The sequence below is a fragment of the Bradyrhizobium sp. LMG 9283 genome (assembly GCF_045571415.1).
GTDB lineage: Bacteria > Pseudomonadota > Alphaproteobacteria > Rhizobiales > Xanthobacteraceae > Bradyrhizobium.
In genome coordinates this window covers 3,235,231-3,260,459 of record NZ_CP120691.1, presented here as the reverse complement: position 1 = coordinate 3,260,459, position 25,229 = coordinate 3,235,231, and the positions used below count along the sequence as shown (strand labels likewise).

The 25,229-nt window shown below is 62.2% G+C and carries 21 protein-coding genes; 13 read left to right on the top strand and 8 right to left on the bottom strand.

Annotated features, from left to right (window positions below):
• Nucleotides 1-96: 96 nt before the first annotated feature.
• The 5 genes from P6U29_RS15160 to P6U29_RS15140 form a co-directional block, all read right to left on the bottom strand.
• Nucleotides 97-1,200 carry a DegT/DnrJ/EryC1/StrS family aminotransferase gene (locus P6U29_RS15160; RefSeq protein ID WP_407118318.1) on the bottom strand — a complete coding sequence of 368 codons (1,104 nt, stop codon included), beginning with the start codon at nucleotides 1,198-1,200 and terminating at the stop codon, nucleotides 97-99.
• Entirely contained in the window at nucleotides 1,197-2,132 is a 936-nt protein-coding gene (locus tag P6U29_RS15155; RefSeq protein ID WP_407118317.1) for a hypothetical protein, read from the bottom strand. Before P6U29_RS15155 ends, P6U29_RS15160 begins: the two co-directional genes overlap by 4 nt.
• Before the next feature lie 18 nt (nucleotides 2,133-2,150).
• Nucleotides 2,151-3,017 (bottom strand): glucosyl hydrolase, encoded by an 867-nt coding sequence (locus P6U29_RS15150; RefSeq protein ID WP_407118316.1) that lies wholly within the window; start codon nucleotides 3,015-3,017, stop codon nucleotides 2,151-2,153.
• 72 nt (nucleotides 3,018-3,089) lie between these two features.
• Nucleotides 3,090-3,755 (bottom strand): acetyltransferase, encoded by a 666-nt coding sequence (locus P6U29_RS15145; protein ID WP_407118315.1) that lies wholly within the window; start codon nucleotides 3,753-3,755, stop codon nucleotides 3,090-3,092.
• The gene (locus tag P6U29_RS15140) at nucleotides 3,752-4,111 is read right to left on the bottom strand and encodes a sugar 3,4-ketoisomerase (protein ID WP_407118314.1); all 360 of its coding nucleotides are present in this window, start codon (nucleotides 4,109-4,111) and stop codon (nucleotides 3,752-3,754) included. Before P6U29_RS15140 ends, P6U29_RS15145 begins: the two co-directional genes overlap by 4 nt.
• Before the next feature lie 512 nt (nucleotides 4,112-4,623).
• Between P6U29_RS15140 and P6U29_RS15135 the strand changes: the two genes are divergently transcribed.
• The 5 genes from P6U29_RS15135 to P6U29_RS15115 all read left to right on the top strand — a co-directional run bounded on the left by P6U29_RS15135 (nucleotide 4,624) and on the right by P6U29_RS15115 (nucleotide 9,462).
• Nucleotides 4,624-5,802 carry a glycosyltransferase gene (locus P6U29_RS15135; RefSeq protein ID WP_407118313.1) on the top strand — a complete coding sequence of 393 codons (1,179 nt, stop codon included), beginning with the start codon at nucleotides 4,624-4,626 and terminating at the stop codon, nucleotides 5,800-5,802.
• Between the two features lie 126 nt (nucleotides 5,803-5,928).
• Nucleotides 5,929-6,375, top strand: coding sequence for a hypothetical protein (locus P6U29_RS15130; protein WP_407118312.1), 447 nt, complete (start codon nucleotides 5,929-5,931; stop codon nucleotides 6,373-6,375).
• Nucleotides 6,372-7,493, top strand: coding sequence for a DegT/DnrJ/EryC1/StrS family aminotransferase (locus P6U29_RS15125; protein WP_407118311.1), 1,122 nt, complete (start codon nucleotides 6,372-6,374; stop codon nucleotides 7,491-7,493). The genes P6U29_RS15130 and P6U29_RS15125 overlap by 4 nt, the downstream gene beginning before the upstream one ends.
• Nucleotides 7,490-8,257, top strand: coding sequence for a class I SAM-dependent DNA methyltransferase (locus P6U29_RS15120; protein WP_407118310.1), 768 nt, complete (start codon nucleotides 7,490-7,492; stop codon nucleotides 8,255-8,257). Before P6U29_RS15125 ends, P6U29_RS15120 begins: the two co-directional genes overlap by 4 nt.
• The gene (locus tag P6U29_RS15115; RefSeq protein WP_407118309.1) at nucleotides 8,254-9,462 is read left to right on the top strand and encodes a glycosyltransferase; all 1,209 of its coding nucleotides are present in this window, start codon (nucleotides 8,254-8,256) and stop codon (nucleotides 9,460-9,462) included. The genes P6U29_RS15120 and P6U29_RS15115 overlap by 4 nt, the downstream gene beginning before the upstream one ends.
• Nucleotides 9,463-9,471: 9 nt before the next feature.
• Here P6U29_RS15115 and P6U29_RS15110 read toward each other — a convergent pair whose 3' ends face one another.
• Both P6U29_RS15110 and P6U29_RS15105 read right to left on the bottom strand, forming a co-directional pair.
• On the bottom strand, nucleotides 9,472-11,049 hold the full coding sequence (locus P6U29_RS15110; protein ID WP_407118308.1) for a lipopolysaccharide biosynthesis protein: 1,578 nt from the start codon (nucleotides 11,047-11,049) through the stop codon (nucleotides 9,472-9,474).
• Nucleotides 11,050-11,388: 339 nt separating this feature from the next.
• Entirely contained in the window at nucleotides 11,389-14,310 is a 2,922-nt protein-coding gene (locus P6U29_RS15105) for a M10 family metallopeptidase C-terminal domain-containing protein (protein ID WP_407118307.1), read from the bottom strand.
• Nucleotides 14,311-14,505: 195 nt separating this feature from the next.
• On the opposite strand from P6U29_RS15105, the gene P6U29_RS15100 reads away from it, so the two are divergent.
• From P6U29_RS15100 to P6U29_RS15070, 7 genes are all read left to right on the top strand, one after another.
• Nucleotides 14,506-14,820 (top strand): hypothetical protein, encoded by a 315-nt coding sequence (locus tag P6U29_RS15100; RefSeq protein ID WP_407118306.1) that lies wholly within the window; start codon nucleotides 14,506-14,508, stop codon nucleotides 14,818-14,820.
• Nucleotides 14,821-14,964: 144 nt separating this feature from the next.
• Nucleotides 14,965-16,158, top strand: a complete 1,194-nt coding sequence (locus P6U29_RS15095) for a CaiB/BaiF CoA transferase family protein (protein ID WP_407118305.1) — start codon at nucleotides 14,965-14,967, stop codon at nucleotides 16,156-16,158.
• A gap of 206 nt (nucleotides 16,159-16,364) precedes the next feature.
• Entirely contained in the window at nucleotides 16,365-17,135 is a 771-nt protein-coding gene (gene rfbF, locus P6U29_RS15090; protein WP_407118304.1) for a glucose-1-phosphate cytidylyltransferase, read from the top strand.
• On the top strand, nucleotides 17,132-18,253 hold the full coding sequence (gene rfbG, locus P6U29_RS15085; protein ID WP_407118303.1) for a CDP-glucose 4,6-dehydratase: 1,122 nt from the start codon (nucleotides 17,132-17,134) through the stop codon (nucleotides 18,251-18,253). The genes rfbF and rfbG overlap by 4 nt, the downstream gene beginning before the upstream one ends.
• A 5-nt stretch (nucleotides 18,254-18,258) precedes the next feature.
• The gene (gene rfbH, locus P6U29_RS15080; protein ID WP_407118302.1) at nucleotides 18,259-19,617 is read left to right on the top strand and encodes a lipopolysaccharide biosynthesis protein RfbH; all 1,359 of its coding nucleotides are present in this window, start codon (nucleotides 18,259-18,261) and stop codon (nucleotides 19,615-19,617) included.
• 15 nt (nucleotides 19,618-19,632) lie between these two features.
• Nucleotides 19,633-21,390: a thiamine pyrophosphate-binding protein gene (locus P6U29_RS15075; RefSeq protein WP_407118301.1), complete on the top strand. Its 1,758-nt coding sequence runs from the start codon at nucleotides 19,633-19,635 to the stop codon at nucleotides 21,388-21,390.
• 45 nt (nucleotides 21,391-21,435) lie between these two features.
• Nucleotides 21,436-22,356 carry an NAD-dependent epimerase/dehydratase family protein gene (locus tag P6U29_RS15070; RefSeq protein ID WP_407118300.1) on the top strand — a complete coding sequence of 307 codons (921 nt, stop codon included), beginning with the start codon at nucleotides 21,436-21,438 and terminating at the stop codon, nucleotides 22,354-22,356.
• 3 nt (nucleotides 22,357-22,359) lie between these two features.
• Here the strand turns inward: P6U29_RS15070 and P6U29_RS15065 are convergent, their stop codons facing one another.
• Nucleotides 22,360-23,313, bottom strand: coding sequence for a glycosyltransferase family 2 protein (locus P6U29_RS15065; RefSeq protein ID WP_407118299.1), 954 nt, complete (start codon nucleotides 23,311-23,313; stop codon nucleotides 22,360-22,362).
• A 147-nt stretch (nucleotides 23,314-23,460) separates the two neighbouring features.
• Here P6U29_RS15065 and P6U29_RS15060 point away from each other — a divergent pair, with 147 nt between their 5' ends.
• On the top strand, nucleotides 23,461-25,137 hold the full coding sequence (locus P6U29_RS15060) for a hypothetical protein (protein WP_407118298.1): 1,677 nt from the start codon (nucleotides 23,461-23,463) through the stop codon (nucleotides 25,135-25,137).
• Nucleotides 25,138-25,229: the final 92 nt, after the last annotated feature.

Below are 25,229 nucleotides of genomic sequence, written 5' to 3'. Positions count from 1 at the left end.
GTGCGTAGCAGGCAATCGGCTAGACCTGAACAGGCCCGACAACGAACCGATTGCAGCGACCGTCGCCGCCACGATGACAGCTGGCCGGAATTGAACCTAGAACTCGCAACATGCGGATATGACCTCTCCAACCTCCTCGGACCGCAGCGTCGGCCCGAGAGGCAGGCTGAGAACCTCGCGGTGAAGTCGCTCGGAGATCGGGAGCGACAGATCATGCAGGACCGGATAAGCTTTCTGCAGGTGCGGAGGGACCGGATAGTGGATCAGTGTCTGGATGTCTCGGGATGCGAGATGACGCTGCAACGCCTCGCGCTGCTCGCATTGCACGACGAAGACATGCCAGACGTGGGCGGCCGGATCGCCGGCTACGAAGGGGAGCCGAATTTTTGGGTTCTTGATGCCATCCAGATAGCTAGCGGCAATTCGCCGGCGTGAAGCGATCTCGTTGTTGAGATACTTCAGCTTGACGCGCAGCATGGCCGCCTGGATCTCGTCCAGCCGCGAATTGATACCTTCACATTCGTGGTAGTACTTGACTTTCGAACCGTAATTCCGAAGCTCGCGGAGCCGCTCAGCCAACACACTATCGTTCGTTAGTACCGCGCCGGCATCGCCCAGGGCACCTAAGTTCTTTGTCGGGAAGAAGCTGAAGGCTGCTGCGTCACCGAACGCGCCGGCCTTCACGCCGCCGCGCATTGCACCATGGGCCTGTGCGGCATCCTCGATCAGCAGGATATCACGCGCTCGCGCGATCGCAGCCAATTCCGGCATGGCCGCCATTTGTCCATAGAGATGCACGGCCATGATGGCTCGCGTCTTAGGACCTATCGCTCGCGAAACACATTCAGGATCGATGTTGAAAGTGCGCGGATCCGGCTCGACGAGAATGGGCTTCAGGCGATTCTGTGTGATCGCCAAAATTGTGGCGATGAAAGTGTTGGCAGGCACTATGACCTCGTCGCCCTCGGATATCCTGCCGATCGCGATGTAGGCACGCAATATCAGGATCAGCGCATCGAGGCCGTTCCCCACGCCGACGCAGAAGCGAGACCCGCAATAATCCGCGAATTCGCGCTCAAACGAGTTGAGCTCCTCGCCCAGAATATACCACCCCGACTCGATCACACGCGACGCGGCGAGCTTGAGCTCGTCCATGTATGGTGCGTTAGCGTCTTGCAGGCTGAGAAACGGAATAGTCATTTGAGATCCATCTCGTAAAAGTCATGAACGACACCGCGCCCTCCGAAGCCTTCCTTCTGCGCCACCAGCCCCTCGTTGAGGAAGTGCCCCGACTGCTCAGTCGAAATGCCAAAGCTGAAATAGCGTCTATCTGCATATTGGTCGTTAACGAGCTCCGAAATGACGAGATCGAGCGCGCCGTTCGTACGACCTAGCTCACTCGAAACCAGATATTGCGTATGCACCGTGCTGCCGAAATCGTAGATGAGCGCCCCTGCCTGGAGCAGGCCCTCCGCCCTCGCCTCGTACAGAACGATCTGATCTGGAAAACGCGACTTCAGCAGCTGCAATTCGGCCAGCGTATGGACTACCTGCCGTCCGCGCTCGTTCGCTTGCTGGCAAAGAAGTTCGTGGAAGTCCTCAAGCCGATCCGACGCAGCCAGCACGAGTTTCGCCTTCTTGGCCTTATTGATCGTCCACTTTCGCCCCTTCGAGTATTTGGGAGCTTTGCCGATCTCAACCACCGACGAGATGTCCCGCCGCTGCAATCGCGCACCCATCCGGAACAGGGCATACAAGTCCTCCTCGGACGGATAACGATGAAAGATGTGGGGCACCGCCTTGTAGATCAGCTTATCCCGTCCCGCGGACGCATAGTGCGACACGATCTTCTCGAAGGCCTCGAGCGTCGCTTGGGCTCGCATGTCCGTCGTCGCAAGGAGGCCGCCATAGGTAAGTCCTCCGTGACTGCTGATCGAGTCATCATGGAGGCTCGCCGGAAACACCGCACACGGCTGATCATCCTGCAGAATCATCAGCGATTGATCAATAAAGCGATCCGCGTGGTAGTCCATATAGGAGCGAAAGTGCAGGAAATTACCAGTTCTCGACTGCCGAACGATGTCATTCCAGGTAGCCTCGTCCCGAGCCGAGTATGATCGAACATTGATCATTCTTCCTGTCCATCAGCCCTAACCGAGGATCCCCTCGGCACGCGCGAGGCCAAAGCCGTCAGCGCCCATGTCGTTCCCATTGTAGAACATGAGGATGCTATCGCGATGCTGGATCAACGCCGGATAGCACAGGGCGCGAGAATCCCAACCTGAAGGGCTCAGGGAAAGTCCGACGTCTTCGTCTTTGCGAGCCCACTCGATTCCATCAACCGAACAGGCCACGCCGGGCAGATAGTCACCCGAAGTGGTTCCATACGTGAAGTACATGACGTACTTGCCACCCATCCTGTAGACGCGCGGTCGCCCGATCCGGTACTCGTCGTTCCTTGGCTTGAGGCATTCGCGCCCGAGCCGCGGCACTTCCACCAAATCGGAGGTTTCGACGTAGCGAATGTGATACTGAGGATAAGGTTTGCCGCCGATGTACTCCCACCCATCGCCGGAGGCAAACCATATTTTCCAGCGTCCTTTGTCGAACATGGCGGTATGCACAGCGCCAATCGTCGTTTGCCCGGGACCGCGGTCGAGGATCGGTGCCTCGGACACTCTGGCAAAGCTTTCGCCACCGTCGGTTGACTTTGCGAGCCCGGTGAAGGCGAGGAACTTCGCCTTGGCGACCAGCTGAAATCCGACATAGAACATGTAGATGCCGTCCGGCCCCGGGACAACATCTCCAAGAATGACTCCATTATCGTCGAAGCAGCCATCCCGACCAATATCCAGGGCTGGCCGGCGAGATATCCCGACGATCGTCGCGGGTGCGTCAGCAAGCACATCCACGTAGCCGATCCGGCTCACGCCAGCGCCGTCTCTAAACCCCGCATAGATGCGAATGGTGTTTTCGTTCAGACGCATTGGCGTAGGCGTCAGGGCAGAGTTCGCCATCCAGCTTCCGACGCAATGGTCCGATGCCCGAAAGATCAGCCCTTCTTTTTTCCACCTAAGCATCCGGACAGCTCAGGTCTCGGTGTCGTGGCTCGACTTGCCGGGAACTGCGCGCGCAGGCATCGTTGCATAGATCTTGTCCGGCTCCGTATCCTTCGCAATCAGCGAACCCGACCCAATCACGCAGCGCGGTCCTATCGTGACGTGGTCATTGATGGTCGCGTTGACGCCCAAAAACGAGTTTTCGCCGATGTTGCAGTACCCTGAAATGACGACATGAGAGGTGACGAACACGTTGTCGTTGATGACAGTGCGATGCCCCACATGATTTCCACTCCAAAGCACGCAGTTGTTCCCGATTGTGACGAACGGCTGAATCACATTGTTCTCGAAGATGAAGGTATTTTCCCCGACCTTGGCATTGCGCCAGACGAAGGCGCGCGAGCTGACATAGGTTGCGAACCGATACCCCTTCTGCTTGGCATCGTGGTAGAAGCGCGTGCGCAGGCGGTTCAGCTGCGTGGAAGGAATCGCAACGAAGAGGTCGTAATCCAAGGGCGGGTAGCGGTCGACCAGCTCGCCATAAGGAACGATGGGAAGCCCCTCCAGCTCGGGACTCTTGATGAATTCCGCATCCACGGAGAAGGCCGAGACCTCATAGTCGGAATCATGAGAGAAGTACTGGAATGCGATCTCCGCGAACTCACCTGCTCCAATGATCACGAGACGCTTCATCATTTTCTCTCCTGTTTGGCGAGGGTGCAGAACTCCTGATAGTCACGAACATAATCGCTTGGATCATAGAGCCCGTCAGCAAGCACCATCAGCACGCAATCGGAGCTGAATTTGGACATCTCGCGCCAGACCATGCTGTCCAGCAGCAGGCCGCGATAGGGGCTGTCGAGCGTCACCTCCATCGTATCGAACCCGTCATCCAGATGGACCGTTACGCTCCCGGAGACGGCAATCATGATCTGCTTCAACTGGCGGTGCGCGTGATAACCACGGCGCACATGAGGCTTGGTGTCGATCAGGTAATACACCCGACGAATCGTGAACGGAATGTTGCGCTGCTCCTCAAGCGCGACCAACATTCCACGCTCATCTCCGTGTCGCTGGAAATCGACGAACGTCACCCTCATACCCGGCAACTTCTTCTGAAAAAGCACATAGATTTGACCTTTACAGAGTTTCACCCCCTGGTCAACACAGCGAGGTGGACGCTGGAACAAGTTGCAATATGTGTCAGAGATTGCGATGCGTCCGGAGACCGGATCGGAAGGAACTCCGATGCCGGTCTGAAGACGAGTTCTCGAAACGCATGCCGGATTTTCACGGTTGCCGACAACCGCGACCAGACATGCAGTCCTAAGCGAATTTGCGGGGGTCGTGCAACTCAGACAGCCGACTTGCCGCCGCAATAGAAACTTCCTATTAGGCTTTGGGGCTCGGCCGCCCTCAAGCGTAAACGGGTCTGCATCCTATTTGGTGCAGCTCACGTCCTCCTTTTTGAGCGGGGGCAATCGCAAAGCTCCGAACTGCATTTCAGGTCAGCGGCAAGCACCTGACACCGCCCGAGATTGCCCAGAACGTGGTGCCTGAATCGATGCGCATCCTGATCCTCAACGCCGATTATCCGCGCTTCCTCTCCTGGCTGTACCGACGGCGGCCCGGCCTCGAGACCGAGCCCTATGCGGCGCAGATGGCGGCACGGAACGCCAGTCTGTTCGGCGTCGCCGATTTCTACTCGCGCAATTTCGCCGGCCTCGGTCACGTCGCCGCCGACATCCACGTCAACAATCCCTGGATGCGGGCGGCCTGGGCGCGCGAGCACGGCCTTGCCGTCAGCGAACCGCCGTCGCCGGGCGCGCAGGCGGCGCGCGATGCCGTTCCCGGCTGGCTGCAACGTGCAGTCGCGCCGTTCAAGCCGGTGCTGCGACCGCTCGCACGCAAGGTCGGCCTCAGCCCGCGCCTCGACGCCGAAGCGGAACAGATCCTGTTGGCGCAGATCGAGGACTTCAAGCCCGATCTCGTGCTCAATCAGGATCTGTTTCACGTCAACACACGCCTCGCGCGCAGGATCAAAGCGATCGGCCGCCCACTCCTGATCGGGCAGGTCGGCATCTCACCCTCACGCGGCGAGGACTGGTCGGTCTACGACCTCATGATCTCGCAGATGGCTGCGGTGGTGGACTTCTTCCGTGCCCACGGAGCGCGCAGCGAAGTGGTCCATCTCGGCTTCGAGCCAGGCATCCTCGACGTCCTGCCTCCGCCGCCCTCACAAGAATTCGAAATCACTTTTGTGGGGGCGGTGTCGGCGGATCACCAGCTGCGCGTGGCGCAGCTCGAATCGGTAGCGCGGCGCTACGATCTCAAACTGTTCGGCAGCGGCCTGCAATCCCTTCCCGCCTCCTCGCCGCTGCACCGCTGTTATCAAGGCGAGGTGTGGGGGGTGGAGATGTATCAGGCGCTCCGCGCCTCGCGCATCACCCTCAATTCGCACATCGACATGGCCGGCCGCGAGGCGGGCAATGCGCGTCTGTTCGAAGCAACCGGCGTCGGCGCATTCCTGCTCACCGACGTCAAGGACAATCTCCACACGCTGTTCGCGCCCGAGCGTGAGGTCGCCGCGTGGCACAACGTCGAGGACTGCGTCGCGATGATCGATCGGTATCTCACCGACGATGCGGCGCGCCAGTCCATTGCCAAGGCAGGACAGGCGAGGACCTTTGCCGCGCACACCTTCCGCCGGCGGGTCGAGGAGATCCTTGCTCACCTCGGCTGAACCCTTATCGGCGGGCGCAGCAATCGTCATGTTTCGTGTGCCCTTGACGGTCCCGGCCAAAATGGCCAAAGTGCGCAGCAGGGATGGCTATCTCACTCTAATTACAGCGATTTTTTGAGGCCCACGATGCAACACGTCGAACATGTTCGATTCGGCGACCAGCTCTACGCGATAATCGTGCGGGCCTCGTTTCGCGAGCCCGGCATCCACTTCTTTTCGACGCCGGAGCTGTCGCAGCAGCTCGCCTTCATGAGCCATCCACAAGGCAAGACCATCGAGCCTCATCGCCACAACAAGGTGACGCGGGAGGTGCACTACACCCAGGAGGTCCTCCTGATCCAGAAGGGTAAGCTCCAGGTCGACTTCTACACGGTCGAGGAAAAATATCTCGAAAGCCGCGTCCTCGTTGCCGGCGACATCATCCTGTTGTGCAGCGGTGCCCACGGCTTCCACGTGCTCGAACCGCTCGAGATGTTCGAGGTGAAGCAAGGGCCCTATTCCGGCGAGAACGACAAGACCCGCTTCCCCGAAGCCTCCCCGTCCGAAATCCGGATCAAGGGTCCGGGCCTGTGACCGCACCGTTCATTCCCGTCAACACGCCGCTGCTCGACGTCAACGAGGCCGACTACCTCGCCGAATGCATCCGGACCGGGTGGATCTCGTCTGAGGGACCGTTCATCAAGCGCTTCGAGCAGGCGATGGCCGCGGCCGCCGGACGGCGGCACGGCATCGCGGTCACCAACGGCTCGGTCGCGCTCGACATCGCGGTCCATGCGCTCGGACTCGAGAAGGGCTCCGAGGTCATCATCCCGACCTTCACGATCATCAGTTGCGCTGCCGCCTTGGTGCGGGCGGGCCTCGTGCCGGTCGGGGTCGATTGCGATCCCGCGACCTGGAACATGACGGCGGAGGGCGTGGAAGCCGCGATCACGCCGCGCACGCGCGCGATCATGATGGTCCACATCTACGGCCTGCCGGTCGATCTCGATCCGATCCTGGCGCTTGCCCGCAAGCACGATCTGAAGGTGATCGAGGACGCCGCCGAGATGCACGGCCAGACTTATCGTGGCGCGCCCTGCGGCAGCTTCGGCGACGTCTCGACCTTCAGCTTCTACCCCAACAAACACGTCACGACGGGTGAAGGCGGCATGATCCTCACCGACGACGACGCGCTCGCGGATCACCTGCAGTCCTATCGCAATCTCTGCTTCCAGCCGCAGCAGCGTTTCGTGCACGAGGAGCTCGGCTGGAATGCGCGCATGACCAACTTGCAAGCCGCGCTTGGCGTCGCCCAGGTCGAGCGCCTGCCGCGCACGGTCGAGATCAAGCGCCGGATCGGCCGGCTCTACGACGAACATCTCGCAGGGCTCAACCGCATCCGCCGCCCGGTCGCCCACACCTCGTATGCCGACAACATCTACTGGGTCTACGGCGTCGTGCTGAACGAAGACGTGCCGTTCGACGCCAAGGAGGCGATGCGACGCCTCGGCGAAAAGCGCATCGGGACGCGGCCGTTCTTCTGGTGCATGCACGAGCAGCCGGTGCTGCGCCGGATGGGTCTGATGCTCGACGAAAGCCATCCGAACGCGGAATACATCGCCCGACGCGGTTTTTACCTGCCGAGCGGGCTTGCCCTGACCGATCACGAGATCGCGCGCTCGGCTGAGGCGCTCAAGGAGATCCTGGCGTGACGGTGTTCGCCGACTACGCGCCCTGGTACGATCTTCTCTATCAGGACAAGGATTACGCGGAGGAGACGGCCTTCGTCGAAGGGCGGCTGCGCAATCACGGCGTTGCCCCAGGCAAGCTGCTCGATCTCGGCTGCGGCACCGGCCTGCATGCACTCGCCTTCGCCCGCCGGGGGTGGAATGTCGCCGGCATCGATCTCAGTCACGACATGATCGCGCGCGCCAAAGTACGGACCGAGCAGGCCGGGCTGTCGATTCCATTCCGGCAGGGCGATGCCCGGGAAGCTGGCTCCGAGCGCGACTTCGACGCGGTGGTGTCGCTGTTCCACGTTGCGAGCTATCAGACCAGCCCCGATGCGCTGGCGGCCATGTTCCGCACGGCCCATGCGGCGCTGAAGCCGGGCGGCGTGCTCTTCTTCGACTATTGGTACGGCGGCGCCGTGCTGGCGCAGGGCGTCGAAACACGCGTCAAGGTGATCGAGCAGAAGCCGCTGCGCCTCACCCGCATTGCGCAATCCGATCACGACGAACAGGCCGCGACCGTCACCGTGAACTACACGCTGTTCTGCGAGGACATGGACCGCGCCACGATCCGGCGCGTCGACGAAGCGCACCACATGCGCTACTGGTTTCCGTTCGAGATCGACGCCGCGCTTGCCGCGAGCGGCTTCCAGCCCGCAGCTCACGCCGCGTGGCTGACGCAGGACGCGCCGAACTCGAGGAGCTGGGCGGCCTATGCAGTCGCCAGAAAGAGTGTCACGCCGTGAGACCACTGCGGCTCGCCGTGATGCTGGAACAAGCGCTCGAGGTCGGCGGCGGCTTCCAGCAGCCGCTCAACGACCTGCTCTGGCTCCGCGACTGGGCGGCCGGTTCGGGCAACGAGGTCGTGGTGTACTCGCCCTATCCGAAGACGTTGGAAATCTTGAAGGAGTTCGGCGTCGCGGCCCGCCTCCTCAAATTCGGTCCGTTCGACCACATCTTCCTGTTCCTGAAATATTGCCGGCCGTTCGATCTCGTTCAGATCGCGCTGAAGCTGAAATCATCGTTCGAGCGCGCGCTGATCCGAGACGGCATCGATGTCGTGCACTTCACCTCGACCTCGAAGCGGCACCTCTTGCTCTACGAGCTGCCCTTCATCATCACGATCTTTGACGGCTGTCATCGCGACGCGCCGGAGTTTCCGGAGGTCAGGACGTTCGGAGAATTCGAGCGCCGCGAGATCCTGTTCGGCCTGGCCAGCACCAAGGCGGCAGTCGTGATCGTCAATGCGCCGGAGCTGGTGGACGATCTCAGCCGCCGTTATGCCATGGAACGGGAGCGCGCGGTGTGCATCCCGTTCTCGCCTTCCACCTATGTCAGCCAATCCACGTCCGACGCCTCTGACGATGCGGCGGTGCTGGCAAGATACCGGCTCGAGCCCGGCTATCTGTTTTATCCGGCGCAGTTCTGGCCGCACAAGAATCACATGACGCTGCTCGCAGCGCTCGCAAGCCTGCGCGAACGGGGCATCACGGAGCGGCTGGTGCTGTGCGGATCGGATCGCGGGGGCCGCGACAAGATCGATGCAGCGATCCGCAGCTACGGCTTATCGGATCAGATCTCCATCATCGGCTTCGTCGAGTCCGCTGAACTCGGTGCGCTCTACCGCGGCGCCGCGGCGCTGGTGATGCCGAGCTATTTCGGCCCGACCAATCTTCCGCCCCTGGAAGCCTGGGCGGTCGGCACGCCGGTGATCTATCCCGAGGCCTTCGCGGCCCAGGCCGGCGACGCCGCGATCCTGTTCGACTATGACGATCCGCGCTCCCTTGCGAATGCCATCGTCGCACTCCGTACCGACGGCACGCGCGAGCGGCTGCGCGCAGCCGGCGAGGCACGGCTCGCGCGGTTTGCCGAGGACACAGCTGCTGGACGGCTGCAGCTCGCGATGCATATCGAGCGGCTCAAGTACCGCCTGGCACTCCTGCCCCGCTAAATCCGTTTGTCACTCCGGAATGTTGGATGTCAGGCTGGCACGGATTTTCCTGCTGGCAAGCGGACTCGCAATCGCGGCGAAGACGATGAGCCAGATCGCGCATTCGACGATGAAACCTGCGACGGTGCGTCCCTCGACGTGGGACGCAATCACGATGCCGATCCACCATCCTGCCGACACGATCGCAATCATGATCGCGCCGAGGAAGGCGACGTGCCGCACCGGATGTCGCAACGTCTGCCCCATGATGACGAGCGCCAGCAGGCCGAACTGGATTGCCAGATCGCTCGCAACCATCGCAAGAGCGGCTCCGAGTGGCCCCAGTCTTGGGATCAGGATCCATGACAGCACCAGGAACGCGGCCAGTTGCAGCAGCTTGGTGCGGGCCAGCAACGGGCCACGATTGCTGTGATAGGCGAAGACAAGTGCGAGCAGCGAGGGCGCCGTCGCGGCAGAGCCGAGCAACAACACGATAGTAAGCGGCGCGTCATAGGGTATGGTACCGTGCGTCCACAACGCGAAGAAGTCCCTCCAGAAGGGCAGCAGCGCTCCGACGATCAGGCTGGCGATCGTCGTCACAAAGACTGATCCCCGTGCATAGAGACGGCGCAATCGGTCCTTGTCTCCGACGGCATGATCGTGGCCCAGCTCTGCGGCGAGAGGCGTGCTGACCTGCTGGCAGAGCCCTCGCAGCAGGGTCGCAACCACGCGGGTCAGCCCCCATTGCGCAACCGCAATGCGATCGACCACAAGAGAGCTTACCAGGAGGATCGGCAGGTTGACCAGTGCGAGCTCAGTAAAGCTGCCGGCCGCGAAAGGCAGTGAGAGGCCGAACTGGCCGAGGTACCAGCGAAGCGATTGCCGCCGACGCTTCCGCACGCCGCTGCGTCGCAGGAACGGAAACAGGCGCGGCGCATCGAGCGCGATGAGGAAGACCGCGAAAGCGATCTGCGTGGAGACGAAGGCGATCGCCACGGCCAACAGGTTGCCAAACACCATGACCGCTGCCACCTGGGCGATCTGGCCTAGCAGAAGCGCGAGGTTCTGCAGCCAAACAGTTCGGCTGTAGTGGCCGCGCACGCGATAGAGACCCGAAGCAAGGTTGGCAGGCACCGTCAGGAGCATCCCGAGCGTCATCACGACTAGCGCGGGATCGAAGTAGGCTGTCGCATGAAATCCAAGCACCACGGAAGGCGGCCAGAGCTGCGTCGCTCCGATGAGCAAGACACCGAGCACGAGGACGGCCGAGAGGTAGATGCGCAACATTCCGGCATAAAAGCTCGCGGTCCGGCCATCGCAATCAACACAGGTCTTGAAGGCGAGAAAGCGATTGACTGCGCGCAACTGCAACCCGCAATCGGCTACGACCATGAGACTTCCGGACGCATAGATTGCAAGCCAGGCGGCCAGAACATCTCCCGTCCAGACGTGCAGGAATGCCGGAATCAGGAGAAGCTGCTGGGTGAGGCCGAGCAGGACCTGCACCAGATTTGCCGACCAGCCGTGGACCAGTCGCTGCAGGCGAGTTGGGCCGTCCGGCATCGCCTCGTCCACCATGGTTTCCCGCCGAGACGGCGCGTGGTTCACGATCGGACCTCTACGGCTGCTTGGAATGAACTGCTCCGTAACCCATACGTCGATGCTGTCGCAAAGTCATCAAGCGTTCATAGAAGCTCAATGGGAGGCCAATCGACCGCGTCAAGGCGGGCAGCAGGATCGAGGCTCGAGACCAGATTGCACAGCCGACCACGTCAGCGCCGTTGACACCGTTAGTCCGCAGTCAGGCTCGATAACCCGCTGCGCGCAGTATATTCGCAATCGTGATTATCTCAACCGACGCGTGCTACACGCCAACGCCAGAGCACGGCGTCGGGCCTTCAGATGGTCTAGCCAAGCCTGCATGGCGGATCGGCCCGCCCCTCTTTATCACCGAAGCACAAAGCTGTCGGCATGCATCTCGGCAAGTTTGATGGCCCAGTCGGGATGGAGAACGCTCACGAGCTCGGCAGCCGGCAAGTACGAGCCCTCGCACAGAAGTTGCGATGCCAAGGACAATCTCGACAACATCTGATGCTGGATCTGGAGCTCCGTGGTCAAAGTGGTCGCCGAATCGATCTCGGGCTGCGACGAAAAGACGAAGTTATCGTGCAGCGGCGATGTCGGGGAGCCAGTGCCAGTCACCCCATCGCCGTTGAGGTCTTGATGAAACGTCGTTTCCAGAGACATCACTGTACTGGTTTTGCCGGCCGCGTCGGGAGCCAGGTAGCTGGTGAAGTTGCCGTTGGTGTCCGCGCTCCAGAACGAGAACACTCCGGTCGAGGAGTTCTTCCAAGCGATGTCGTAACCGCCCGATGCCTGCTCGGCGGCGACCGGCGACCATGATGTCCACATGCCTGCCGTCACCGCCGAGCCGCCATACTTCAACGTCGGTCCGGTCCCGGTGCTGATGGCCTCGAGGTAGTAATTGGCACCCACCTGAACCAAGCTCGTGGAGCCCGCCGCTTCGACGACCGTGGAGGTGCCGATCATGCCGTCGCCGTTGAGGTCCTGGTGAAATGTCGGTTCCATCGACATCACCGTATTTGTGTTGCCGGTCGCATCAGGAGCCACATAGCCGGTGAAATTGCCGTTGCTGTCCGTGCTCCAGAACGAGAACACGCCGGTCGAGGAGTTCTTCCAGACGACGTCGTAGCCGCCGGACATCTGCTCCGCGCCAACCGGTGACCACGATGCCCACATGCCAACCATCACCGCCGCGCCGTTATATTTCAATGTCGGCCCGGTCCCGGTGCTGATGCTGTCAAGATAATAGTTCGAACCTGACTGAACGAGGCTGGTCGAGCCTGCCGCCTCTACGGTCGTGAAGGACGTGGAAGAAACAGGGATACCGATGACCCCGTCGCCATTGAGGTCCTGGTGAAAGGTCGTTTCCATCGACATCACCGTGTTGGTGTTGCCGGCTGCGTCAGGAGCTAGGTAACTGGTAAAGTTGCCGGTGCCGTCCGTGCTCCAGAACGAGAACACGCCGGTCGAGGAGTTCTTCCAGACCACGTCATAGCCGCCCGACGCCTGCTCGGCCCCTACGGGCGCCCACGACGTCCACATGCCAACCGTCACCGCTGAGCCGCCGTATTTCAGCGTCGGTCCGGTCCCTGTGCTGATGCTATCGAGATAATAATTGGTGCCCGCCTGAACCAAGCTGGTCGAGCCCGCCGCTTCGACGACAATGGGCGGCCCGATCATGCCGTCGCCGTTGAGGTCCTGGTGGAATGTCGTTTCCATCGACATCACCGTATTGGTGTTGCCGGTCGCGTCAGGCGCCAGGTAACCGGTGAAGTTGCCGTTGCTATCCGTGCTCCAGAACGAGAAGACTCCGGTGGAGGAATTCTTCCAGGCGACATCGTAGCCGCCGGACAGCTGCTCAGCGCCGACCGGCGACCACGACGCCCACATGCCAACTGTCACCGCCGAACCGTTATATTTCAGCGTAGGCCCGGTGCCCGTCGAAATGCTGTTTAGATAATAGTTGCCGCCGGACAGCACCACGCTGGTCGATCCGAACGCCTCGATCGTGCTCGGCACGAGGCTCGAGCTGGCGACCGTGCCATCCCCAAATTGGAAATACTCGACGCCGGTGACGGTATCGGTGCCGTCCGGCGAGCCGCTGCGCAGATCGGCCAGCGTGAACGTCTGTGTCGTCGCGTTGTAGGAAACCGCATAATTAGCTCGGCTACCCGAATAGACTGCCGTGTCGGTGCCGTCGCCGCCATTGATGGTGTCGTTGCCCGCACCGCCGGTGATGGTGTCGTTGCCGCCGCCGCCGTTCAGCGTGTTGGCGATGGCGTTGCCGATGATCGTGTCGTTGCCGGACCCGCCGGTGGCGTTGTCGATATAGGAGCGCGTGTCGCCATTATAGAGATAGGCGTTGTAGACATTGCCCGACGCGTAGTGGCCGTTACCGAGATAGGCCAGCTGCACGGAGGAGAACACCGACGAAGCACCGGGATTGAGGTTGATGCTCAGGTTCGTCGTGTAGTTCGACAGGTCGTAGGTATCGACGCCGCCGCCGTCCCAGATCGTCTCGTAGATGCGGTTGGCCGAGCCGCCGGCGCCACCGCCCGGCGCGAGCTGACCGACACCGTTGATGAACTCCTGGCCCGTCGTCGGATTCCAGGTGTAGACCGTGTTGCTGCTCTGGGTCGTGTAGTTCGCGCCATACATAGCCTGCAGCGCGAGGATATCGTTGGCCATGTAGGTCTGCGGATATCCATACGATTCATTGGTGTAGCCGCTCGTTGTCGACGCACCGACATAGCTGCGATAGCTCATGACGGTGTATTCGCTGTCATCATGCGCGCTCGGCACCGCGACGTTGGCAGGGCCGCCGGCCTCCTGGCTGTGCTTGAGGCCCAAGGCGTGGCCGAGCTCGTGCAGCGCGGTCGTGAAATAGTAGTTGCCGAGCTTGGCCAGCGAGTAATTGTACTGGGTGCCGAACCATACATCGCCCCCCGCTGAATAATTGCCGGGGTAGTAGGCGTAGGAGGTCGGATTGGCCGACGGGGACTGCGCGACCATGATGTCGGCGCTTCCAGTCCCGTTGTACTGGATCGTGGCGTTGGTGTAACCGAGGATCAGCCCGATCGCGTAGTTGATCGCCGCCTGCATCTGGGTGGGCGCCGAGGCGAAACCCGACGAGGTCGGTTCGCTGCTGCCACCGTAGTATGGATTGGAGTAATCGCTGGGCGAATCCGGAAAGCTGTAGCTGATCGTGCCGGTCCACTTGTAGCCCGACAGCAGACCGTCGATCTCAGCATTGTTGGTTGCACTGACATTAACGGCGGTGGCCAATGAACTCTCCGGAGCAATGCATCGCGCGATTCGCTGTGCTGGGGTATGATTCTAGCTAGAGAGCTATACGTTTGGTTTAATTTGGGCGTCGACCCGTCGGCCGGGCCGTAACGCCCTGTTAGCCAACAAATCCCGTAGTAATACGGATCAGCAGCGGCACTCGCTTGGCGGCTAGTCTGTTCCGTAAAGGAAACCATGAAACTGGGCCCACTTTCGGCCGGTCTGATCGGAGCCTTGGCGATGCTCGCCGGGCCGGACCGTCTGCCCATCGGAGAGCAATCTGTCATGGCCTCGAAAGCCAATGCGGACGACAGCGGCAATGGGAATGCCAAGGCAGGACGCGCCCCCGCAATGCCAATGGCCCGCGATCCATCCGCTGCGGTGGCGGAGGAATTCGAAGCAGCCCGTCGGACGGGAACGCGGCAGGCTTTCGAGCTCTTCATAGCGCGCCACGGCGACGACCCGCTGGCCGAGCAGGCGCGTGCGGAGCTGAAGCGCCTGTCGCGCTGATCCTTGCGCAAGCGCAGGACACTGCGTCGGGCGAGCCCCGGTCAGGCCTGCATTTCGACAGTCGGCATCCGCGTCGAGGCAGACTTGCCGCCTGATGTTTCGGCACTATGGTGGCTCCGCAATCTGTCCCCGGAGCCTTTCAAGATGCCCCTTCCGCATGCCTCGGAAGCCCTGTCGCGCTTCACCGTGCTCGATCTAACCCGTGTCCGCTCCGGGCCGACCTGCGTGCGGCAGCTCGCCGATTGGGGCGCCAATGTCGTCAAGATCGACGCGCTGACCGAGGATGCCGGCGGCGAGCAGCCGGGCGGGCCGCGGCGCGGTTCCGACTTCCAGAATTTGCACCGCAACAAGCGGGCGATGACGCTGAACCTGAAGGACGAGCGCGGGCTCGCCGTGTTCAAGCGCCTCGCCGCCAAGGCCGACGTCGTGGTCGAGAATTTCCGGCCCGACGTGAAGAAGAAGCTCGGCATCGACTATGACAGCCTCGCCGCGATCAACCCGCGCATCGTCTATGGCAGCATCTCCGGCTTCGGCCAGGACGGCCCGTACCATAAGCGGCCGGGCTTCGATCAGATCGCACAAGGCATGGGCGGGCTGATGTCGATCACCGGCGCGCCGGGCGAAGGCCCGATGCGGGTCGGCATTCCCGTCGCCGACCTCAGCGCCGGCCTGTTCTGCGCCATGGGCATCCTCACCGCGCTGCTCGAACGCGAGGTCTCCGGCAAGGGCCAGTGGGTGCAAACCTCGCTGCTGCAGGCGCAAATTTTCATGCTCGACTTCCAGGCCGCGCGCTGGCTGATGGAGAAGGAGGTGGCCAAGCAGGCCGGCAACAACCATCCGACCAGCATTCCGACCGGTGTGTTCAAGACCGCCGACGGGTACATCAACATCGCCACCACCGGCGGGCGGATCTGGGAGCGCTGTGCGCAGGCGATCGGCGCGCCGGAGCTCGTCAGCAATCCGGACTACGCGACCGCGCCGGCACGCTCGAAGAACCGCGACGCGCTCAATGCCGAGATCGAGCGGCACACCATGACGAAGTCGACCGAGAGCTGGGTCCGCGAGCTCAACGAGGCCGGCGTGCCCTGTGGGCCGATCTATGCCATCGACCAGATGTTCGAGGACGCCCAGGTCAAGCATCTCGGCATCGCACAGGAGGTGCCGAACGACCAGGGCCGGCATATCCGCCTGGTCGGCCAGCCCGTCGCGCTGTCGCGCACGCCGAGCAGGATGGTGGCGCGGCCGCCGGAATTCGGCGAGCAGACCGACGAGGTACTGAAGGAATTCGGCCTCAGTGGGGACGAGATCGCAGCGCTGAGGGAAGCCAAGGTGGTTTGATCCCGCAGAGGAGATCGACCTCAAACGAGCTCGCCCCGCACTGGAGCTGGTCACGGCCTTCGTACCGCAGCCGGGCAAGGAGCCTGCGGTGGCGGGAATCCGCGCAGGAGCCACCAAATGCCAGCGATTCTTACGGTTTTCAGGTGCTATTGGTTCGTATAGAAGGCCTGGAATGCGAGGAGAGCTCCTCCCGCTCGGAGCAACGAATGAAGGTGGTCATACTCGCAGGGGGCTTGGGAACCCGAATCTCTGAGGAGACCGGCACCCGTCCGAAGCCTATGGTCGAGATCGGCGGTAAGCCGATCCTGTGGCACATCATGAAGATCTATAGCCATCACGGCTTCAATGATTTCGTGATCTGCGTCGGCTACAAGGGCTATCTGATCAAAGAATATTTCGCCAATTACTTCCTCCACATGTCCGACGTGACGTTTCACCTCGCCGAGAACCGGATGGAGGTGCACCGCGAAACGGCGGAGCCCTGGCGCGTGACGCTGGTCGATACCGGCGAGGAGACCCAGACCGGAGGGCGGCTCAAGCGGGTGCTGCCCCATGTCGCCGACGAGCCGTTCTTCGCCCTCACCTATGGTGACGGCGTCGCCGACATCGATCTGAAGGCCGAGATCGCCTTTCACCGGGATCACGGCCGCATGGCGACAGTTTCGGTGGTGCGGCCGGCGCGCAGGTTTGGTGCCGTTGCGATCGAAGGCGACAAGGTCATCGATTTCGAAGAGAAGCCGCACGACGATGGCGGCTGGATCAACGGCGGATTCTTCCTGCTGTCGCCCTCCGTCGGCGAGCTGATCTCGGGCGACCGGACCGTGTGGGAGCGCGAGCCGATGGAGCAGCTTGCCCGCAGCGATCAATTGCGCGCCTTCGTGCATCACGGCTTCTGGCACCCGATGGATACGTTGCGCGATCGCATTTATCTCGAGGACGAGTGGGCCAACAACCGCGCGCGCTGGAGGGTCTGGTGACGGATCCGGCGTTCTGGCGCGGCAAGAAGGTCTTCCTGACCGGGCATACGGGCTTCAAGGGCGCGTGGGCCTCCCTGCTGCTGCGGCACTTTGGCGCCAGCGTCTACGGCTTTGCCCTGCCGCCGACCCATCCCGCGTCGCTGTTCGTGACGGCGCGGGTCGCCGATGACATCAGGCATTGCGTCGGCGACATCCGCGACCTCGGCAGCTTGCGCGCAGCGCTGACGGAAGCCGAGCCGGACGTGATCATCCACATGGCGGCGCAGGCCCTGGTGCGCCCGTCCTATGCCGAGCCGGTCGAGACCTTCGCGACCAACGTGATGGGCACGGTGCATGTGCTGGAAGCTGCGCGGCACCTGCCGTCGGTGCAGGCGGTGCTGATCGTGACCAGCGACAAGTGCTACGAGAATGACGGTGGTCAGATCGCCTTCCGCGAGGGCGATCGCCTCGGCGGCAATGATCCTTACAGCAACAGCAAGGCTTGCGCCGAGCTCGTCACGCATTCGTATCGGCGCAGCTTCTTCGGCGCCGCCGGTGCGGCCCGCATCGCGAGCGCGCGTGCCGGCAACGTGTTCGGCGGCGGCGACTGGGCGCGCGACCGCCTGGTGCCCGACGCCATGCAGGCGTTCATCGACCGTCAGCTTCTGCGCATCCGCAATCCCAATTCGGTGCGGCCCTGGCAGCATGCTCTCGATCCCATCCTGGGCTATCTCACCCTGATCGAGCGGCTCGCCGACGATGCAAGCTTTGCCGACGGCTGGAACTTCGGTCCGAACGCTGAGAGCGAGCAGCCGGTGCGCAAGGTCGTCGAGCATTTGCAGGCGGTGTGGGGCGACGGCGCCGGCTGGACCAGCGATGACGGCCCGCATCCGCATGAAGCGGCGTTTCTGCGGCTCGATTGCGAGCGGGCTCGCACGCGGCTGAACTGGACGCCGCTCCTCGATCTGCGCCAAGGGCTCGGCATCACGGTCGCCTGGTACAAGGCGCAGCAACGCGGCGAGGACATGCGCCGGACCTCGCTCGAACAGCTCGAGCGCGTGCTCGACGGCGCCGTCGCGGGCGGCGCGACGGCCTCCGAACCATTGCGCGGCGAGTTCGCCGCGGTCAACGCGAAGTGAGTCACATGAAATCGGCGCCAGCACCCGCGCGCGCGGGACAACGAAGCCCGGAGGACATCAGGGCCACGATCATGGAATTGGTGGAGGAATACTCCGCGCTGGCCCATGCGCCGAAACCGTTCGTCGCCGGCAAGTCGCCCGTGCCTGTCTCGGGGCGCGTATTCGATGCGAGCGATGTCAAGTCGCTGGTGGATTCGGCGCTGGACTTCTGGCTGACCGCGGGCCGTTTCAACGAGAAATTCCAGCAGAAGCTGGCAAAGCGCGTCGGCGTCCGCTACGCCATGACGGTCAATTCCGGCTCGTCGGCCAATCTCGTCGCCTTCTCGGCGCTGACATCGCCCTTGCTTCGCGAACGTCAGGTTCCTGTCGGAAGCGAGGTGATCACGGCCGCGACCGGATTTCCGACCACCGTCAATCCGGCGATGACGCAAGGCATGGTGCCGGTGTTCGTCGACGTCGATATCCCCACCTACAACATCATTCCGGAGCTCGTCGAAGAGGCGATCACGCCGAACACGCGCGCGATCATGGTGGCGCACACGCTCGGCAACCCTTTCGAGGTCGGCAAGATCGCCGACATCGCCAAACAGCATAAGCTCTGGCTCATCGAGGATTGCTGCGACGCGCTCGGCGCGACCTATGCGGGGCGCCATGTCGGCACTTTCGGCGACATCGGCACGCTCAGCTTCTATCCGGCACACCACATCACCATGGGTGAAGGCGGCGCGGTCTTCACCAGCCATCCGGGCCTGCGCCGAGCAATGGAGACGTTCCGCGACTGGGGCCGCGACTGCTATTGCGATCCGGGCAAGGACAACACCTGCCAGCGCCGCTTCGACTGGCTGCTCGGTGAGCTGCCTTATGGCTACGACCACAAATACATCTACAGCCATCTCGGCTTCAACCTGAAGATCACCGACATGCAGGCCGCGGTCGGCGTCTCCCAGCTCGACCATCTCGAGGACTTCATCGCCGCCCGGCGGCGCAATTTCGATCTGCTCAAGAGCGGACTCAAGGCGCTCGAGGAGTTCTTCATCCTGCCCGAGCCCACGCCGAACAGCGACCCCTCCTGGTTCGGCTTCGTGCTGACGGTGCGCGCGGGCGCGCCGTTCAAGCGCGACGCCATCGTGCGTCATCTGAACGAATGCGGGATCGGCACGCGCCTGCTGTTCGGCGGCAATCTGGTGCGGCAGCCCTACATGACCGGGCGGAATTTCCGCGTGCACGGCTCGCTCGCCAACAGCGACAGAATCATGAACCAGACCTTCTGGATCGGGGTCTATCCGGGCCTCGGGGATGATCACCTCGAATACGTGCTCGAGGTGATCAGCGATTTCTGTGCGGCGAAGGTCCGCGGCGCCTGATGTGGGAATGACCCGATGAACGGAGCCCAGTACATTGCGGAATTCCTCGCGCGAGTCGGAAGCGACCGGGTCTTTCTGCTGACGGGCGGCGCCTGCGCGTTCATGATCGACGCGGTCGCGCAGCATCCGAAGCTGCACTACACCTGCTTTCAGCATGAGCAGGGCGCGGCCATGGCCGCCGATGCGCTCTGGCGCGTCAGCCAGAAGGTCGGCGTCACGCTTGCCACCTCCGGCCCCGGCGCGACCAACCTCATCACCGGCATCGCCACCTCGCATTTCGATTCCATTCCGTCGCTGCACATCACCGGTCAGGTGAACCAGCGCGAGAGCAGCGCATTCCACGGTGCCAATGTGCGCCAGGCCGGATTTCAGGAAACCCGGATCGTGGAGATGGTCCGGCCGGTCACGAAATACGCGGTGATGGTCAAGAGCGCGGCCGAGCTGCGCGAGGAGCTGGCCAAGGCTTATGCGATCGCAACGTCGGGCCGCATGGGACCGGTGCTGATCGACGTTCCCATGGACATCCAGCAGGCCGAAGTGGGGGACGAGATCCTGCTTCCGTCGAGGCAGTCCGAAGTGGCCGAGCCGCCAGCGCACGCTTTGGCGGATCTGAAGCGGACGCTGGCGGAGGCAAAGCGTCCGGTGGTGCTCTGGGGCGCGGGCGTCGGGCTCGCCGGTGTCGAGCGCGAAGTTGCGGACTGGCTGCGACAGAGCGGCCTGCCCTTCGTCTCGAGCTGGGCCGGTCTCAGCTATTTCGATCACGATCATCCGGGCTTCGTCGGCCAGATCGGCGTCTATGGCAATCGCGGCTCGAACTTCGTGTTGCAGAACGCCGATGCAGTCATCGTGCTTGGCAGCCGGCTCGACAATCGCCAGCGCACCGGCAACACCAAGCAGTTTGCAATTGGCGCCACGGTCCACATCATTGACGTCGACAGGGAGGAGCTCGCCAAGTACCGCAACGACGGCTACCGCGTCAACCATCTGGACTTCTCTGAGCTGCCGAACCTGTTGCGCCAGCTCGATGTTCCACCGCCCAGCCGCGAGTGGAGCGACTACGTTGCCGAGATGAAGCAGCGCTACTACCAGAAGGAGGTCAGCACCTCCGCAGCGCGGCTGAACTCGCTGTCGCCTTACGACGTCATTCGCCGCGTCAACGAGATCATCGCGGAAGACGCCATCGTGATCGGCGACACCGGCGCCGCGGTCTGCTGGCTTTACCAAGCCTTCAAGGTGAAACGGCACACGTTGTTCAATCCGGGCGGCAACTCGCCGATGGGCTATGCGCTGCCGGCCGCGATCGGCGCCAAGATCGATCAACCGGACCGCCAGGTCATCTCCTACAACGGCGATGGCGGATTCCATCTCAACATCCAGGAGCTCCAGACCGTCCGCTACAACAATCTCGACATCGCGATCATCGTCATGAACAACGGATCGTACGGGATCATCAAGCAGTTCCAGGACAGCTACATGCAAGGCCGTTACAGCGCCTCGCGCGACGGCCTGAGCTTTCCCGATTTCGGCGCGCTCGCCGCAGCCTACGGCCTGCGCTACGCCCGCATCGAGCGTCTCGAGCAGATCGACCCAGCGCTGTTCACGGGCGGCCCGATCGTGATCGACGTGATGCTGAGCGAACACACACTGATCGAGCCCAAGCTCGAGATGGGGCGTCCCATCAACGACCAGTTTCCCTATCTCAGCGAGAGCGAATACGCGGCAGGCAATCGTTTCGTGGATTATCTCAGGCCGGCTTCGCTGCGAAGCGTTTAGGATGGTCCGGGCAGCAGGTCACTCCAGGGGATTGGCGGGATCACGATGCGCATCTTCGTGACGGGCGCCACGGGCTTTCTCGGCTGTCATGTCGGCGAAGACCTAATCGAGCACGGTCATGAGGTCGCAGTGCTGCTGCGGCCTGGCACCAAGCCGTGGCGGCTTGCCACCATCCTGGATCGCCTGACCGTCATCGAGGGCACGCTGGATGATCCCGCCGCGCTCGGCACCGGAATTCGCAGCTTTGCGCCCGATGCCGTCGTGCACATGGCCTGGCGCGGCGTCGGCAATAGCGAGCGCAACAGCAAGGACCAGGTGCGCAACATCGCGGACACCCTGGAGCTGGTCGATCTTGCGGTCGATGCAGGCGCGACGATCTTCATCGGCGCAGGTTCACAGGCCGAATACGGTGCCTACGATCGTGCGATCACCGAGACCGACGTGCCGCGCCCGACCACGCAATATGGTATCGCTAAGCTCGCAAGCGGGTGGATGGCGGAGCGCCGCTGCGCCGACCGCGGGCTGCGCTTTGTCTGGCTGCGCATCTTCTCCGCCTACGGCCCGCGGGATAGCGAAGCCTGGCTGATTCCGAGCCTGATCCGCACGCTGCGGGCGGGTGGGCGCATGCCGCTGACCGTCTGTGAACAGCGGTGGGGCTTCCTCCATGCCCGCGATGCGGCGGCCGCAGTCCGCATCGTGCTCGCGAACCCGGCGGCGCAGGGAACCTACAATCTGGGTAGCCCCGATGCGCCGCAGCTCCGGCAGACGGCGCAACAGCTCAGAGATCTGATCGGTCGCGGCGAGCTCGGCTTTGGCGAAGTGCCGTATCGGCCCGACCAGGTCATGGTGCTGGCCGCCGACGTGACCCGGCTGGAAGCGCTGGGCTGGCATCCCGTGGTCGGCCTCGATCAGGGCCTACGGGAAACCGTTGCCTGGCACGCGGCAACCGAGCGGGGCGCGAGCTGAATTCTATGGCTGCGGCGGGTCGAAATTGACGCGCTCGTGCTCGAACACAACGGGCTTCTCGCGGACCTGGCCGTAGATCGCCAGGATATATTCCCCGATCATCCCCATGAAGAAGAGTTGGACGCCGCCGAAGAAGAACATCGCGACGATCAGGGTCAGGATGCCGGGTTCTGCAAGGCGCTGATAGAGGATGACGCCGAGCAGCAGGTTGATGATTGCATAGGCGATGCTCGCGAAGGACAACATGAAACCGGCATAGAGGCCGATCCGCAGCGGAGCCGATGTGAACGAGACCAGGCCATTGATGCCCTGGTCGATGAGCGCCGCCGCGCGATTCTTCGATATCCCTTTGTTGCGGGCGCGCCAGGTATAGGGCACGCCGACGGAGCGGCCGCCGCATTCGAAGGTCATCATCCGCATGAACGGGTATCCGTCGCGGACGCACCGCATCCGCTCCACCACCTTGCGGTCGACGAGCTGAAAGTCGCCGACGCCCGGCGGCACCTTAATCTCGGAGAAGCGAGTGAGCAGGCGATAATAGGCGTTGCGGATGCCGCGCATGAGCCGCCCCTCTTCGCGCACGGCGCGGATGCCGTAGACGATCTCGTTGCCCGCTTCCCACAACTTGACGAAATCGGGCAGCAATTCCGGCGGGTCCTGAAGATCGGCCGGCATGAACAGAAGCACGGCATCGCCCGTCGAGGCCATAACGCCGTTGAACGTGTTGCGCAGCGGACCAAAATTGCGCGCATTCACGATGATCTTGACATGGGGGTCGGCGGCTGCGATCTCCCTCAGGATCTCGACGGTCCGATCGTCCGACGCGTTGTCGCAGAAAATGTGCTCGCGCCGATAGCATGGCAGACGGTCGTCGAATACTTTGCGGATCGCCTCGTAGCAATCCCGAACGTTCACCTCCTCATTGTAACACGGTGTAACGATACTGAGTGTCTTCACTGTGGGATCCTAGGGCCGCTCTAGAGGCTGCCATCCTGGAAAGCGGTGACTTCGAGGCGAGCAAGGCGAAAATTCAGGGGACTAGACCACCGCAAGGCCAAGTATGCAAGGGCTGCGACTCTCAAGAGCGGCGCTTGGCCTGTGCCGGTGTCCCGGCCTGAACCGATTCGAAACGGCAAGACGCGCCTCCGCCATCCCAGAGATGGCTTGTTATGGGTTCATTGTTGTGGGACATGCTCTGACGAGCCGTCTGGCACGTCGTCGGCGGTGGACAACGCTCACGAGAGACCATGCGATATGCGCAAGCACCCTCTGAAATCGGGCGCATCGACAACGCTGTTCTGCATGATCGCCATCGTTCTCGCCCTCGGCCTTGGCAATCTCCTGTTTGGCGAGCTGGTTCCTGCCGGGGAAGGGTTTGGATGGGACGGCGTCACCTACGCGGACATGGTGCGCAGGCTCGGTGCCATGATTGCCGACGGGCAGCTCAGCCGATATTATTCACAGCGGATTCTTCCCTCGCTGATAGTACGGACGGCGCTGACGATCTCGGGAGCCGAACTGTCCAACCACAACATCATCCTTGGATTCCAACTCCTCAATCTGTTGGCCCTGGTGATCGGCACTGTCGTTTGGAAGCGAATGACCGACCTACTCTCGATCGGACCGAGCGGACAATGGATCGGGTTCGCCAGCCTCTTTCTGAATTACTTTGCAACCAAGCATCTCGCCTATGCCCCCGTCACCACCGACGGCCTTGCGCTGCTGGTGAATCTATCGATGCTGTGGTTTTTTCTGGAAGGCTGGCCGGTCCTGCTCCTCGTTGCGACGATCGCAGGTTCTTTCGTGTGGCAGCTGACCGGCTTGTACGGCGCCATCCTGCTGATCTTCCTGAACCAGAATTTGTCGGCGACCGAGAACGTGCAATTGCCCGCGACCATCTCCGGTTGGCGGCAAAGCGATCGGCGGACGATGCGGATTTTCGGGCTCTTCGCCGCGATTGCAGCGCTGGCAGTCTCGATCATCGTGCTGTCCGATCTGCTCGGCGCAGTCGCGCGTGGCTTCGTGGTCCACGAAGCCGCAATCTTTCTGACCGGCGCACCATCCCTGGCCATCGTTGTGCTCGCCATCTGGATTCTCGTAGGGCCCATCTTCCTGAGGCGCTCTCAGATGGCGCTGCTCGCGAATGTGCCTCTGCGCTATTTCATCCTCGCAGCCGCCGGCATACTGATCCCGCAACTTGCATTCACGGCGCTGTCGAATCCGGATGTCCCAAATCCAAGCGGCGTGCTGTACGTGCTGAAGTTGATCGTGTTTCCGCTGACCGGGAGAGGGAAATTTCTGATGCCCTTCGTGGCTGCCACCCTGCTTTGGGGACCAGCCGTGTTGGTCGTGATGCTCAGGTGGCAGGCCGTGAGTTCCGAGTTGCGGAGGCTGGGTCTTGGACCTGCCGGCGTGGTTGCAGCAACTCTGCCGCTGATCTTGGTGACTGAAGCCCGCTTCATACTAGGGGCGTGGCCGAGCCTCGTCTTGGCACTCGCTCTCGTCCTGGACAGGTCCGGCACATCGAAATTCTTCCGGTATCTCTTTGCCGCGCTAACGCTTCTGAACACGCAATTGTGGGTCAAGTTCAACATCGGTCCGTGGGAGGGCAACGATTACGCCGATCTCACGGAATTCCCGAAGCAGATGTTCTTCCTTCACTATGGACCCTGGATGGGCTGGCCAGCCTATCTGGTGCAGCTTCCCTCGGTCCTCTTGGCCGCCTACCTGCTCTGGATCTCAATGCGGGGGAAAAGCGTCCGGTCAACCGGCGTTGGCTAAACTGGATATGGCCGCGCGGAAGCATCTGCGGTCACCGCGCTTGCTGGATGCGTAAATCAGTCTTTCTATAACAACGGGCGAGACAGTCCTTG